Origin of the sequence: Marinobacterium sediminicola, from assembly GCF_022343685.1 — a bacterium.
Lineage (GTDB): Bacteria > Pseudomonadota > Gammaproteobacteria > Pseudomonadales > Balneatricaceae > Marinobacterium > Marinobacterium sediminicola.
This window is the reverse complement of record NZ_CP092123.1, coordinates 2,832,115-2,846,274: the sequence shown is the minus strand read 5'-3', so window position 1 is coordinate 2,846,274 and position 14,160 is coordinate 2,832,115. Positions and strand designations below refer to the sequence as shown.

The window sequence follows — 14,160 nt, the reverse complement described above, 5'->3', positions numbered from 1 at the left end:
TGTAGATGCTGTACGCTTAACTGTACCTCTATTGGGACTTTTATTGAATTAAAACACTTGTTAGATTGTGCTCTATTTTCTTCGACCCGGGATACCCTATGCATGGATGTTGAGAAGGACCCTTTACTGCAATGTCTGGTATTGCTGACAGAGCAGAATAATCGCCCCCGTTCACCACAGGTTTTGACGGAGGGGTTGCCTCTTGTCGATGGTCGTCTCACACCCAAGCTGTTCCTGAGGGCAGCCGCACGCGGTGGTTTTGCTGCCAAGCTCGCACAGCGCCCCCTGGGTGAATTATCCAATCTGCTTTTGCCGGCGGTATTGCTGCTTGAGGGCGAAAAAGCCTGCATTCTACAGCGACTGGACTTCGACAAGGGAGAAGCCGATGTCCTTCAGCCCGAGAGTGGTGGTGTCGCACACCTGAATCTCGATGAACTCGAGCAGGCCTATACTGGCCACGTTCTGTTCATGCGGCCTGAATACCAGTTTGGGGATACCAACAGCAGTGAGCTGAATGATCGGAGCGGTCACTGGTTCTGGAGTACGCTTTGGCGTTCGGCACGCATCTATCGTGACGTTTTGCTGGCCTCGGTACTGATCAACCTGTTCGTGTTGGCCAACCCCCTGTTTGTCATGAATGTCTACGACCGCGTCGTGCCCAACCATGCGGTAGAAACCCTTTGGGTGCTGGCGATCGGTGTGCTGGTGGTTTACCTGTTTGATTTCGGCCTGAAAATGCTGCGTTCGTATTTTATCGAAGTGGCGGGCAAGAAATCGGATGTGCTTCTGTCGGCGCGCCTGTTCGAGAAGGTAATGGGGCTGCGCTATGACGCCATGCCGAGTTCGGTTGGTGCCTTTGCCAGTAACCTGCGCGAGTTCGAGAGTATTCGCAACTTCCTCAGCTCCACGACCAATACCGTGCTGATCGACATTCCGTTCATGCTGCTGTTTCTGGTTGTGATCAGCTGGATTGGCGGCCCTCTGGTGCTGGTGCCTGCTCTGGCCATTCCGATGATTCTGATCTACGCACTGGCGATCCGGCCAAGCCTGCGCCGATCAATCGAACGTACCTTCAGTTCGACGGCGCAGAAAAATGGCACCTTGGTGGAATCACTGACAGCCATGGAGACCCTGAAGACACAGCGGGCGGCCAGTCCCATGCAGGCACGCTGGGAAGAAGCTGTGGGTTATATCGCACGCTGGGGACTGAGGTCGAGGATGTTGTCCTCGTCGGTGGTCAGCTTTGCCGGGCTGGTGCAACAACTCGCATCGGTCCTGTTGGTGATCGGCGGGGTCTACATGATCATGGAGCAGAACCTGTCCATGGGGGGGCTGATCGCCTGTGTCATTCTGAGTGGTCGCGCCATCGCTCCCTTGGGTCAGGTGGCCAGCCTGGTGGCAAACTACGAGCAGTCACTGAAAGCATTGAAAACGCTCGATGAGATCATGGCGCTTCCCGACGAACATGAGCCTGACCGGCGCTACCTGCACCGTCCCGATCTAAAGGGGGGGATCGAATTCAAGGAGGTCGACTTTACCTATCCTGGAACCGATTACGGTGCGCTCAAGGGCATCAGTTTCCGTCTCCAGCCGGGGGAAAAGGTAGCGTTGATCGGCCGTATAGGGTCTGGCAAGAGCAGTATTCAGAAACTGCTGCTGGGTCTCTACAAGCCCAGCAGGGGGGCTATTGCCGTTGATGGCATCGACCTGAATCAGATCGACCCTTCTGACCTGCGCCGCAGTGTCGGCTATGTTCCCCAGGATGTGATGCTGTTTGCCGGCAGTGTCCGTGACAACATTACCATTGGCTTGCCAAAGGCCAGTGACGAGCAGATTCTTCAGGCCGCGCGTCTTTCGGGGGTTGAGTCATTCGTCAACCAGCATCCGTTGGGTTTTGACATGCCGGTAGGGGAGCGTGGCAGTGCGCTGTCAGGCGGTCAGCGCCAGGCGGTGGCGCTGGCAAGGGCGTTGTTGCATGATCCGTCCACCCTGATACTGGATGAACCCAGTAACTCCATGGATAACGCTTCCGAGGATTATCTGCGCCGCCAGCTCAAGGATTATGCTGAACACAAAACCGTGTTGATGGTTACGCACAAGATGTCGCTGCTGGATTTGGTTGATCGTCTGATCGTCATCGACGGTGGCAAGGTGGTGGCTGACGGGCCCAAGGATAGCGTGCTTGAGGCGCTGAAACAGGGACGATTGCAGGTGAGGCGCTAGGGGAAAGTCATGGGACGCAATCACACCCCTCGGCGGGGGGATATTCAATACACCAACAGCATCAGTGAAGCGATGCTGGAACAGGCCCCGAAGGGGGCCAGCCTGCTGCTTTGGTCAGGTGCGCTGTTTATCGCATTGGCACTGATCTGGGCCAATTGGGCCGAACTGGATGAAATCGCTCGAGGTGAAGGCGAGATCATTCCATCGCACCAGCTTCAGATAGTGCAGAACCTGGAGGGCGGTATCGTTTCCGAGATTCTGGTGCGAGAAGGGCAGTTGGTTGAGCGTGGTGAGGTGCTGCTGAGAATCGAAGACAAGCGTTTTGCCAGTTCTTTCCGTGAGAACCAGATCCGGGAACTGGAGCTGAAGGCCCGCGCGGTCAGGCTTACAGCGGAGGCTAACGATGAACCCTTCAGCATGCCTACGGATTTCGGCACTGAACATCGCAATTTGATCGAACAGGAGCTGCGCCTGTTTGAGTCGCGCCAGAAAGAACTGATTTCCAACCTGGAGGTTCTGGCCAAGCAGCGCCAGCAGCGTGAGCAGGAGCTGGTTGAAGCCAACTCCCGCATTGATCAGCTCAAGCGCAGCTATGCACTGCTGCTGCGAGAGTTGCGCATCAGTGAGCCGTTGGTCAGGGAAGGCGTGATCTCGGAAGTGGAACACTTGCGCCTTCGCCGACAGGTCAATGATCTGAGTGGCGAAATTTCCAGCATAGAGCTGAGTGTCCCGCGTATTGAAGCGGCCATCAGCGAAATCGAGCAGCGGCAGGAGGATATGGAACTGCAGTTTCGCAACCGTGCTCGTGCCGAGTTGAATGAATTGGTGGCAGAGCAGGTACGCCTTGAGCAAGCCCTGTCGGGCATGCAGGACCGTATCAGCCGAACCGAAGTTCGAGCGCCGATCCGGGGGACGGTCAAGCAGTTGATGATCAATACCATTGATGGCGTCGTCAAGCCGGGTGATCCACTGCTCAGTATTGTTCCCTTCGAAGACAAGTTGCTGGTGGAAGCGAGGATCAAGCCGTCCGATATCGCCAACATCCGCCAGGGTCAGGATGCGGTGGTCAAGGTCAGTGCCTACGACTTCGCCATCTATGGTGGGCTGGATGCCAAAGTGGTCTTTATTTCACCCGGTACCATCATGGATCCAGAGGCTAAGCTACCCTATTACTTGGTAAGGCTGGAAACCGAAGCACCCTATTTGGGTACTGAGTCAGAGCCCCTGCCGCTGATGGCAGGCATGACTGTAGGGGTTGATATTCTGACCGGCAAGAAAAGTGTCATGCATTATCTTCTTAAACCGATCAATCGTGCTACCGAGCGCGCACTGACGGAGCGATAGACATGCAGATAAACCTTTATGCGACCGAATCGGCACTCATGTCGCGCTGGCAGGCCGCATTGCATTCTGATGCCCGCTGCTGTGCCAGCCTTGCCGATGCGATGGAGCGTGAGCCGGGCTCCGTGCTGCTGGTGCACTGGAGTGGACTGGATAAGTCTCAGCAGCAACAGGTTCTGCAGGATGCCGGCAGTGGTCCCCGCGTGGTACTCGTCGATCACCCGACGCTGGAGGAAGGGGAGTGGCTGATCAGTCGAGGCATTGAAGGGTACGCGAATACCTATATCCAGCCTGATCTGTTGCCACAGGTGGTCAAGGCCGTGTTGAAGGGCGATATCTGGACCGGACCAGAGTTGATGCAGGGGTTGCTCAAGCGCTTATTGGCTCGGCAGGGGCCGGTGACCGATCCCGTCGCCGAATGGAATCTGAGTGCACGTGAGCAGCAGGTGCTGGAGCAGCTGGTGCAGGGGCACAGCAACAAACAGATTGCACGCGAATTGGAAATCACGGAACGAACCGTCAAGGCACATGTCAGCGCCATTCTCGAAAAATCGGGTGTGCGAGACAGGATTGAGCTAATTTTAATATTGAGCGGCCAGGTGCCCTCGGAGATCAACAAGCAGGAGCAGGGATATGAAATTTAAACAGTCGGTGCTGGCAGTCACCCTGAGCATAGGGTTCTCAGGCTGGGCATCTGCCGCCACGCTACAGGAAGTGGTCGTGGACAATATCGGACAGAATCCACAGGTACAGCAGGCGTTGCAAAACTATGCTGCGGTGATTCAGGAGATTCGCCAGGCCAAGGCTGGTTACTATCCGACGCTGGATGCCACTCTGGGGTACGGTTACGAGTGGACCGAGAAAGGGAATAGCGACGATGTCGAGTTGAACCGCCGTGAAGCCCGACTCAACCTGAACCAGATGATCTTCGACGGCTTCGCCACCCGCAGTGAAGTGCAGCGTCAGCAAGCACGTGCCGCTTCGCGTGCCAGCAACTACAAGGATACCGCGCAGCGTTACGTGCTGGCAGCCTCACGCGCCTATCTGGAGGTTCAGCGTCGTGAGCAGCTGCTGCAGCTGGCCAAGGAAAGTTTGTACAACCATGTCAAACTCTACGACCAGATTCGTCGTCGATCCGAGTCCGGCATGGGAACGCTGGCGTCGCTGCAGCAGGCGGAAGGGCGTCTGGCGCTGGCTGAAGTCAACATGTTGGCGGCAGACAACAACCTGCGTGATGCCCAGGCGAACTACCGTCGTGTAGTGGGCCAGTCGGTTCCCGAGTCGCTGGAGCCCTTTGACAGTTCGGTACTGAAACTGCCGGCGACACTTGAAGAGGCGGTGGCAAAGGGGCTGGCTAACCAGCCGGTTGCCAGTCTGGCTGAGGCCGATGTGGAAGCTGCCGTAGCTCAGCGCGATGCAGCGAAGAGCCGCATGTATCCGCGTCTGGACTTCGAAGTGGAGCGTCGCTGGGATGACAACATCGACGGTAATCCGGGGTCCGATGAAGATCTGACCGCCATGCTGCGCCTGCGCTACAACCTCTACAACGGTGGCGCAGACAAGGCGCGCATTCGCCAGACCGAACACCAGATCGGTGAAGCCCAGGCGATCCAGCGTGACGCTCAGTTGCAGATTCGTGAAAGTGTAGAGCTGTCATGGAACGCCTATGAAATTCTGCAGCGTCAGCTGGAGTATCTGGAAAAGCACGTTCGCTCCAGTGAAGACACCCGTGACTCCTACAAGAAGCAGTTCGACATCGGTCAGCGCTCCCTGCTTGACCTGCTGGATACCGAGAACGAGGTCTTCTCGGCCAAAAACCAGCTGGCCGAGGCCCGAGTGGACAGCGAGATTGCCAAGCTGCGTATCCTGACGGGTACCGGCGAGCTGCTGGAGGCCCTCAAGGTAGAGCTGCCGCCAGTGGAAGAGAGCGAACCGATGCCTGAACAGGTCGCTGCCAGCGGCCAATAATTGCATCCCTCGGCGCCGCTGGCTTAAAATCCCGCGCAGCCTGAGGTCTTTCTGAAGGGTTGTCCGGCTGGACAACCCTTTTTCATTTAAAGGATGCACCGAGCATGAAGTCACACAAAATTCTGGAAGCACCGATCCCGATGCGCTGGGTCGGGCCGATCAAGATCAGCGGCAATGTGGTCGACGAGAAGCTCAGCGTGCCCCTGGCCACTTATGAAACCCCGCTTTGGCCTTCTGTGGGTCGAGGCGCGCGGGTATCAACGCTTACCGACAAAGGTATTGTCACCACCGTCGTTGATGAGCGCATGACGCGCTCGATTTTGCTGGAAGCCGATGATGCGCTTGCGGCGCATCAGGCGCTGCAGTCGATCAAGGCGCGCCAGGATGATCTCAATGTCGTGGTGGCGACCAGCAGCCGCTTTGCCAAGCTGATCGATATGCACAGCCAGATTGTCGGCAACCTGATCTACCTGCGACTGGAGTTCACGACCGGGGATGCGTCCGGTCACAACATGGTCACCAACGCAGCTGACAAGCTGATCCCCTGGATCCTGAGCGAATATCCGCAGCTGCGTTACTCCTCCATCTCGGCCAATTACTGCTCCGACAAGAAGGCAACGGCCGTCAATGGCATCCTGGGGCGCGGCAAATACGTGATCAGCGAGATTCTGATTCCGCGTGACATCTGTGAACGTCGTCTGAAAACCACGCCGGAAAAAGTGGTTGATCTGAACATCAAGAAAAACCTTATAGGTACCTTGATGGCGGGTGGTCTGCGCAGTGCCAATGCGCATTACGCCAACATGCTGCTGGCGTTTTATCTGGCGACCGGGCAGGATGCGGCAAATATCATCGAAGGATCTCAGGGCGTTGTCCACGCAGAAGTTCGCAATGGCGACCTGTATTTCTCCTGTACTCTGCCCAACCTGATCGTCGGCTCGGTCGGCAACGGCAAGGGCATCGACTTTGTCGAAGAGAATCTGCGTCAGCTGGGCTGCAAGGAAGAACGCGAGCCCGGCGCCAATGCGCGCCGTCTGGCGGCGATTTGTGCGGCTACGGTGCTCTGCGGCGAGTTGTCTTTGCTGGCAGCGCAGACCAATCCGGGTGAATTGATGGAAGCCCATATCAAGCTGGAGCGGTAATGTCCGACCCGACGAACGAGCGCAAGATTGAACATATCCGAGCCATTGAGCGTGATCCCGAAACGGATCGCAACAGCCAATGGTTCGATCGCATCCTGTTGACCAATCGTGCGCTGCCAGAGCTGTCACTGGACGAGATTGATCCGAGTACCGAATTCCTCGGCAAGCAGCTGAGTTTTCCGTTGCTGATTTCGTCTATGACCGGAGGCGACCACGAGCTGGTCCGCACCATTAATACCAATCTGGCCCTTGCTGCAGAACGTTGTCAGGTGGCCATGGCCGTTGGGTCCCAGCGCGTGATGTTTACCCATCCTGCTGCTGAAGCCAGTTTTGCATTGCGCCAACATGCCCCCACTACGGTGCTGATCGGCAATGTGGGTGGTGTACAGCTCAACTACGGTTTTGACCTCGACAAGTGCCAGCGGGCAGTTGATGTGCTGGGAGCGGATGCGCTCTATTTTCATCTCAATCCGTTGCAGGAGGCGGTGCAGCCGGAAGGGGATACCGACTTCCGCGGTGTGGCCGACAAGATCGGTGCCATCAGCCGCCAGCTGAGCGTGCCCGTACTGTTGAAAGAGGTGGGGGCCGGTCTCTCGGCAGCGGATATCGCGCTGGGGCTCAAGCAGGGAGTGACCCACTTCGATGTGGCCGGGCAGGGAGGAACTTCCTGGAGTCGGATTGAGCATCATCGTCGCCATGATGGCAACGATATCGGCATTCGCTTTCAGGATTGGGGACTGCCAACCCCGGTTGCGTTGCAGCAGGCAGCGCCTTTTCTGGATCGGGCGACACTGATCGCCAGCGGTGGTCTCAGAGATGGGATTGATATGGCCAAATCTGTTATACTCGGCGCCTCGCTGTGCGGCATGGCTGCGCCCCTGCTACAGCCGGCGATGGAATCTGCTGAAGCCGTGGTGGCCGTCATTGAGCGGTTGCGGCGGGAATTTATCACTGCGATGTTTCTGCTCGGTACGCCGGATCTGCCGGCGCTGTTCCGAAACAGGGCGCTTATTGTCCAAGAGCGTTGAGGACCCTGGTCAAGTATGTCCGTTGGTATTGACGAAATCAGCTTTTACACTTCCAACTACTATCTCGATCTGAAGACGCTGGCTGAAGTGCAGGGGACGGATCCGGAAAAGTATTACACCGGTATCGGTCAGGAGAAGATGGGGATGGCGGCGCCAGACGAAGATGTCGTCACGATGGCTGCCAATGCCGCTCTGCCACTGATCGAGAGTGCGGGGCCGGATGCCATCAGTACGCTGATGTTTGCCACCGAAACCGGGATAGACCAGTCCAAGGCGGCCGGCATCTACGTTCATCGCTTGCTGGGCCTCAACAGCAACTGCCGTGTCGTCGAGATGAAGCAGGCCTGCTACAGCGCTACAGCGGCGTTGCAGATGGCCTGTGCGCTGGTGGCACGCAAGCCCGACACCAAGGTGCTGGTCATTGCATCTGATATCGCACGCTACGATCTGGATACCCCGGGTGAAGCGACTCAGGGATGTGGTGCGGTCGCCATGCTGGTGAGCAGCAACCCGCGTCTGGTCAGCATCGACCCGGAAGTCGGCAATTACACCGAAGATGTGATGGATTTCTGGCGTCCCAACTATCGATCCACCGCACTGGTCGACGGCAAGTATTCGACCAAGATCTATCTCAAGGCGTTGAAAAAGGCCTGGGAAAACTTCCGTGAAGTCAGTGATCTTGAGTTCGGTGATTTCAGCCGCTTCTGCTATCACCTGCCATTCAGCCGTATGGCGCAGAAGGCGCATCAGCAGCTGGTGCGTCATAATAAGGCAGGGCTTTCGGCAGACGAGCAGGAAGCGCAGATCGGCGATACCCTGATCTACAACCGGATCATCGGGAACAGCTATACCGCTTCCATGTATATCGGCCTGACCTCACTGCTGGAAAACACCGAAGAAGACCTGTCCGGCAAGCGGATCGGTTTCTTCAGCTACGGCTCCGGTTGTGTGGGCGAGTTCTTCTCCGGAACCGTTGTGCCCGGCTACCGCGATGCGTTGCACCTGGAACGGCATCGTCAGCTGCTGGCTGCGCGTCAGGAGATCGGTCATGACGAATACCTGCAGCTGTATCGCAACCAGGTACCTGCGGATGGTGGCGAACACGATTTTGCCGAAGGGACTACCGGTCGCTTCCGTCTGGCCGGTATCTACCATCACAAACGCGAATACGTTCCCAGCTGATGCCCACCGCCTGTGCGCCGGGGAAAATAATCCTCAGCGGTGAACATGCGGTTGTCTACGGTTCACCGGCACTGGCGCTGGCGGTGGACCGCCACATGCGGATCCATTACCGTCCCGACCAGCTGCCGCGACTGAGCTGGCACGCTCAGGAGCGTACCCACGTTCTTGGGCTGGACAAGCTCGCGAACCTGCGTCGTCGTCTCGACAGTCATTTCGAGCGTTATCTGCGCGGTGAGCTGCCGATCACGCGTATCCTGCAAAAGCCTGCGGAGCTGGCGTTTTACGCCGTGGATATGGCCCGGGTCCTCTCCGGGCTGGACATTCACCCCCGAGGCAGTCTGCGCATCGATTCTGATATCCCGATTGGTGCCGGCATGGGGTCCTCGGCCGCATTGATCGCGGCACTGCTCAAACTGTTTGGTCATTTTGATACGCTGGACGAGTTGATTCGGCAGGTACGTCATTGCGAACGTCTGCAACATGGGCGTGGCAGCATTATCGATGCTGCTGCCGTCTGCTCCGGCGGATTGGTACGCGTGCAGGGGGATCAGGTTGAACGCCTGCCGCTATCGGAGGCGGGACTGGGCGACGGTTTTTTCTGGCTGTTTACCGGCACCCCCGCATGCAGCACCGGCGCCTGCGTCGATCAGGTGCGACGTAACTTTGCGGACTCAGCCATCTGGGGCGAATTTGCCGAGACCACCCAAGCATTCGAAGTTGCATTACAGAGGGGAGACAGCCTGATCGAGCCGATCCGTCACAACCACCGTCTGCTGACCCGTATTGGCGTGGTGCCCGCACCGCTGCAACGACTGGCCGAGCTGGTCGAGCAGGCTGGAGGAGCGGCCAAGGTCTGTGGCGCCGGGGCCGTCTCCGGGGATCAGGGTGGACTCATGTTGCTGCTGTTGCCGAAAGGAATGACGCCGGCGCAGCTGCCTCTGCAGTCGGACTGGCACTGGGGTGTCTTGAAGGAGGATCTGGAAGGTGTTCGCATACTCGAAGATTAAGGTCAGCGCTCCTGGCAGCCTGATGCTCATGGGTGAACATGCCGTTCTGTTCGGCGAGCCCGCGCTGGCCTGTGCCGTAGACGCGAAGCTTGTGGTGACACTGCAGCCCCGTCAGGATCGTCTGGTCCGTATTGACAGCGCACTGGGTCAGTACCGCGGCTCACTGGATGCGCTTGAGCCCATGGCTGAGCTGGCCTTTGTGTTGGCGGTCATTGAGCGCTACCAGATGCACCTGTCGCATGGTTTTGATCTGCATATTCTCTCCGGCTTCTCTCACACCGTCGGTCTGGGGTCTTCGGCCGCGGTAACGGCTGCGACGGTCGCGGCTCTGGCGGCCTACTCCGGGCAGAGTACCGAACCTGAAGCACTGTTTCCGCTGGCGCTGGCAGCCGTGCATCAGGTACAGAACGGACGGGGCTCAGGGACTGATCTGGCGGCCAGTCTCTATGGTGGCGTGATCGGCTACGAGATGTCACCGGCCGAAGTGCGGCCGTTACCGGGTCTGCCTTCGATCGCGCTTTACTATAGTGGTTACAAAATGAAGACTCCGGCGGTGCTGGCACTGGTCGAGCAGAAGGCTTCCCGACAGCCTGAACTGTATGCTGGTCTTTACCGGCTGATGGGACAAACCTGCCGGGCTGCAGAGCAGGCGGTGCGTGATCAGGACTGGGTCTCATTGGGCGAATTGATGAATATCTACCAGGGGCTGATGGATGCGCTGGGTGTCTGCGACGCGACGCTGGCCGAAATGATCCATCGCCTGCGTGCAGAGCCGGGATGCCGGGGGGCCAAAATATCCGGGTCCGGGCTGGGCGACTGTGTGTTGGCTTTGGGGCATCTCGATGCTGAACTGCCGTGGGAAGCGATCCCGGTAACTGTGTCTGCAACCGGTGTGGAGATCTCGTATGAAACGAACTGAAGTGGTTGAGCGGTTGCTGCCGAAAGTGGTCAAGGCCTCGGCTTCGGCGGAGCAGTTTGCGCCGAGCAATATTGCCCTGTGTAAATACTGGGGCAAGCGGGATCCTGAGCTCAATCTGCCGATTAACGCGTCCCTCTCGGTATCGCTGGATTATCTGGGCAGCCACACCCGCCTGATTCCGATTGACGGGCAGGTGGACGAGGTGTGGCTCAACGGTCAACAACTGCAGCCGGGCGCCAAATTCAGCCGGAAGGTCAGCGACTTCATCGACCTGTTTCGCCGCGGGCAGGACCTGCACTTCAAGGTGGAAACCCGTAACAATATTCCGACCGCTGCGGGGTTGGCTTCCTCCGCGTCCGGTTTTGCTGCGCTGACGTTGGCACTGAATGATGCCCTGGCGCTCGACTTGCCACCGGAGCACCTCTCCATCATGGCCCGTATGGGCAGTGGCAGTGCCTGCCGTTCTCTCTTCACGGGCTTTGTCGAGTGGGAAATGGGACAGCGTGAGGATGGTTTGGACAGTCACGGCGTGCCGCTTGAACAGCAGTGGCCGGGCTTCTGCATTGGTCTGGTGGAGATCGATGCTGGGGAGAAGGCCACTGACTCTCGCTCTGGTATGCAGCGAACCGTGGAAACGGCGCACCTCTATCAGAGCTGGCCATTGCAGGCCGCCGCCGATCTGAGCAAGTTGCAGCGTGCGATTTCGGAACGCGATTTCGCTCTGTTAGGTCAGACCGCCGAGCAAAATGCGCTGTCGATGCATGCGACCATGATCGCCTCCTGGCCGCCACTGCTGTACTGGCAACCTGAGTCGGTGGCTGCAATGCAGAAGGTCTGGCAGCTGCGTGAGCAAGGGCTGGAGGTCTATTTCACCATGGATGCCGGCCCCAATCTCAAGCTGCTGTTTCAGCATCAAGACCGCGATACCCTGCTTCAGCATTTTCCCACTCTGGAAACCGTGGAGCCCTTCGGTCACTGAGCGTGGCCAGGCGTGAACCCGTGATGCCGCATCCAACGGAGAGTCTGGTTGGTCTGCCACTGACCCGTCGTCAGCGAGATCATCAGGGACGCCTGCAGTTGAGCTATTGGCTGCGCAGCGCCTCCGGTGCCCAAGAGGTTGTGATTGAGGGGGAGTCGGCGGTTGCCTTCATGCCTGAGGCCGATCGTGAACAGGCGACCTCACTGCTTGCCGGCCTGCGCGGCTGCACCTTGCGGCCACTTGCGCTGAGCACCCTGTCCCATGAGCCCGTGTGCGCACTCTATGCTGACAATCTGGCTGATTGGCATGAAGCATTGAGCCGACTGCATCAGGCGGGTATCGCACTGATGGAGGAGGATATTCGCCCGGTCGATCGCTACCTTATCGAGCGTGGCATTTTCGCCGGAGCCAGGGTTATCCACAAGGACGGTCGTGTGGCACTGACGCGCGATCCCTTTATCCCTTCTCTCAGACAGCTGTCACTGGATATCGAGACCACGCTGAGGGCTGATCGCATCCTGTCGATCGCGCTGCAGTGTGGTGAGCAGGAGGTGGTGCTGTTCAACGGTGATATTTCGACGTCTCCCGGGATGATCGCCTGCGCCGGTGAACGGGCCCTGTTGACCGCGTTGATGGAGCAGGTGCGAAGGATGGACCCGGACCTGCTGATTGGCTGGAATGTCATCGGCTTTGACCTGCGTGTGCTGGAACAGCGGGCCCGGGCGCTGGGTATCCGCTTGTGTCTGGGGCGAGATGATCAGCCACTGCGAGTGGAGCCCTCACAGACCGGTCGCTGGTTTGCCCGCCTCAACGGGCGTGTGGTTCTGGATGGCATCGATACCCTCAAAGGCGCAACTTGGCAGTTCGAGCGTTACAGTCTGGAGTTTGTTGCCCGTGAGCTGTTGGGTCGCGGCAAGCTGATCCATGACCCTGAGGATCGCGGAGAAGAGATCCAGCGTCTCTATCGTGAAGAGCCTGAAGCGCTCGCCCGTTACAATCTGGAAGACTGCCGGTTGGTAACCGAAATTTTCAAAAAGGCGGGGCTGATTCCCTATTTGCTGGAGCGGGCACGGTTGACCGGGCTGGCGCTGGACAAGGTAGGCGGCTCTTCACAGGCATTCGATAATCTGTACCTGCCCAGATTGCACCGTGCCGGTTTCGTCGCGCCAAAGTACGCTTCTGGACAGGGGGATCTGGATGTCCCGGGTGGGTTTGTCATGGAGTCGCGCCCCGGCCTTTATCGACACGTACTGGTGTTGGACTTCAAGAGCCTGTACCCCAGCATCATCCGCAGTTTCCAGATTGATCCTTTGGGGCTTGCGATGGGCACTCGTGGTGATGCGCCAGCCGATGCACTGGTGCCAGGGTTTCATCATGCCATTTTTGATCGCCGTCATGCGCTGCTGCCGGCTATCATCGAGCGTCTCTGGCACGCTCGCGATGCCGCCAAGTGTGAGGGGAATTCAGCACTGTCTCAGGCGATCAAGATCCAGATGAACGCCTGCTACGGTGTGCTTGGCTCACGGGTGTGTCGTTTTTTCGATCAGCGACTGTCCGGCTCCATTACCCTGCGCGGCCATCAGATCCTGCAGCAAACTGCCGATCATATCGAGGCGACCTACGGTCATACCGTGATCTACGGTGATACCGACTCCGTGTTCGTGTGGCTGGGGGATGACTGGCCGGACCATGAAACGGATGCCTACGGCCAGCGGTTGGCGACTGAGCTTAATCGCTGGTGGCGTGATCAGCTGCGACAGCGATTCGATATCGACAGTGCACTGGAGCTGCAGTACGAGGCTCATTACAGTCGATTTCTGATGCCGCGCATGCGCCACTCGGAAAAGGGCAGCAAGAAGCGATACGCCGGACTCAAGCGCCAGGCTGATGGCAATGAGAGTATGGTTTTTCGCGGCCTGGAGTCGGTGCGAACCGATTGGACGCCCCTGGCGCGCGAATTTCAGCAGACGCTCTATGAGTGCATTTTTCACGACCGGCCCTGGCGCTACATGTTGCAGCAGCGGGTCCGAGCCGTATTTTCCGGTGATTGTGACAGGGATCTGGTCTATCGTCGCCGCATCCGCCAGCCGCTGGAGGCTTATGTCCGCAATCGGCCACCCCATGTGCGTGCCGCCCAGCAGCTTGAAGACGACCGCCGACGTCAGGGGCTACCGGCGGCCTACCGCGTGGGCGACAGTGTTGCCTACGTGATGACGGTCAATGGCCCCGAGCCGGTCGAGCTGTTGCGCTCCCCCATCGACTATCAGCATTACATAGACAAGCAGCTGCTGCCGGTGGCCGATACCATCCTGCCGTTCATCGGAGAGTCTTTCGCTCAGCTGGTCGCACCGCAGATTGACTTGTTTTAGTC

The 14,160-nt window shown here is 58.2% G+C and carries 11 protein-coding genes; all 11 read left to right on the top strand.

Translation table 11 applies throughout. The features are described from left to right. The first annotated feature begins 102 nt into the window (after nt 1–102). Complete coding sequence (locus tag LN244_RS12930; RefSeq protein WP_239040195.1) at nt 103–2,223, top strand: type I secretion system permease/ATPase; 2,121 nt, start codon at nt 103–105, stop codon at nt 2,221–2,223. A gap of 9 nt (nt 2,224–2,232) precedes the next feature. Then, nucleotides 2,233–3,567, top strand: a complete 1,335-nt coding sequence (locus LN244_RS12925; RefSeq protein ID WP_239040194.1) for an HlyD family type I secretion periplasmic adaptor subunit — start codon at nt 2,233–2,235, stop codon at nt 3,565–3,567. Between the two features lie 2 nt (nt 3,568–3,569). Further along, on the top strand, nt 3,570–4,208 hold the full coding sequence (locus LN244_RS12920) for a response regulator transcription factor (RefSeq protein ID WP_239040193.1): 639 nt from the start codon (nt 3,570–3,572) through the stop codon (nt 4,206–4,208). Beyond that, entirely contained in the window at nt 4,198–5,532 is a 1,335-nt protein-coding gene (locus LN244_RS12915) for a TolC family outer membrane protein (protein WP_239040192.1), read from the top strand. The genes LN244_RS12920 and LN244_RS12915 overlap by 11 nt, the downstream gene beginning before the upstream one ends. Nucleotides 5,533–5,636: 104 nt before the next feature. Beyond that, the gene (locus LN244_RS12910) at nt 5,637–6,674 is read left to right on the top strand and encodes a hydroxymethylglutaryl-CoA reductase (protein WP_239040191.1); all 1,038 of its coding nucleotides are present in this window, start codon (nt 5,637–5,639) and stop codon (nt 6,672–6,674) included. Then, a complete protein-coding gene (fni, locus tag LN244_RS12905; RefSeq protein ID WP_239040190.1) occupies nt 6,674–7,702 on the top strand; it encodes a type 2 isopentenyl-diphosphate Delta-isomerase in 1,029 nt (342 codons plus the stop codon). The genes LN244_RS12910 and fni overlap by 1 nt, the downstream gene beginning before the upstream one ends. Before the next feature lie 15 nt (nt 7,703–7,717). Then, nucleotides 7,718–8,884: a hydroxymethylglutaryl-CoA synthase gene (locus tag LN244_RS12900; RefSeq protein ID WP_239040189.1), complete on the top strand. Its 1,167-nt coding sequence runs from the start codon at nt 7,718–7,720 to the stop codon at nt 8,882–8,884. Further along, nucleotides 8,884–9,891 carry a mevalonate kinase family protein gene (locus LN244_RS12895; protein ID WP_239040188.1) on the top strand — a complete coding sequence of 336 codons (1,008 nt, stop codon included), beginning with the start codon at nt 8,884–8,886 and terminating at the stop codon, nt 9,889–9,891. Before LN244_RS12900 ends, LN244_RS12895 begins: the two co-directional genes overlap by 1 nt. Then, the gene (gene mvk / locus LN244_RS12890) at nt 9,869–10,810 is read left to right on the top strand and encodes a mevalonate kinase (protein WP_239040187.1); all 942 of its coding nucleotides are present in this window, start codon (nt 9,869–9,871) and stop codon (nt 10,808–10,810) included. Before LN244_RS12895 ends, mvk begins: the two co-directional genes overlap by 23 nt. Further along, a complete protein-coding gene (gene mvaD / locus LN244_RS12885; protein ID WP_239040186.1) occupies nt 10,797–11,789 on the top strand; it encodes a diphosphomevalonate decarboxylase in 993 nt (330 codons plus the stop codon). The genes mvk and mvaD overlap by 14 nt, the downstream gene beginning before the upstream one ends. Nucleotides 11,790–11,812: 23 nt before the next feature. After that, entirely contained in the window at nt 11,813–14,158 is a 2,346-nt protein-coding gene (locus LN244_RS12880; protein ID WP_239040185.1) for a DNA polymerase II, read from the top strand. Nucleotides 14,159–14,160 lie beyond the last annotated feature (2 nt).

Coding starts and splice junctions, on each gene's coding strand:
- LN244_RS12930 (WP_239040195.1), top strand. CDS start 103: ATGGATGTTGAGAAGGACCCTTTACTGCAATGTCTGGTATTGCTGACA.
- LN244_RS12925 (WP_239040194.1), top strand. CDS start 2,233: ATGGGACGCAATCACACCCCTCGGCGGGGGGATATTCAATACACCAAC.
- LN244_RS12920 (WP_239040193.1), top strand. CDS start 3,570: ATGCAGATAAACCTTTATGCGACCGAATCGGCACTCATGTCGCGCTGG.
- LN244_RS12915 (WP_239040192.1), top strand. CDS start 4,198: ATGAAATTTAAACAGTCGGTGCTGGCAGTCACCCTGAGCATAGGGTTC.
- LN244_RS12910 (WP_239040191.1), top strand. CDS start 5,637: ATGAAGTCACACAAAATTCTGGAAGCACCGATCCCGATGCGCTGGGTC.
- fni (WP_239040190.1), top strand. CDS start 6,674: ATGTCCGACCCGACGAACGAGCGCAAGATTGAACATATCCGAGCCATT.
- LN244_RS12900 (WP_239040189.1), top strand. CDS start 7,718: ATGTCCGTTGGTATTGACGAAATCAGCTTTTACACTTCCAACTACTAT.
- LN244_RS12895 (WP_239040188.1), top strand. CDS start 8,884: ATGCCCACCGCCTGTGCGCCGGGGAAAATAATCCTCAGCGGTGAACAT.
- mvaD (WP_239040186.1), top strand. CDS start 10,797: ATGAAACGAACTGAAGTGGTTGAGCGGTTGCTGCCGAAAGTGGTCAAG.
- LN244_RS12880 (WP_239040185.1), top strand. CDS start 11,813: ATGCCGCATCCAACGGAGAGTCTGGTTGGTCTGCCACTGACCCGTCGT.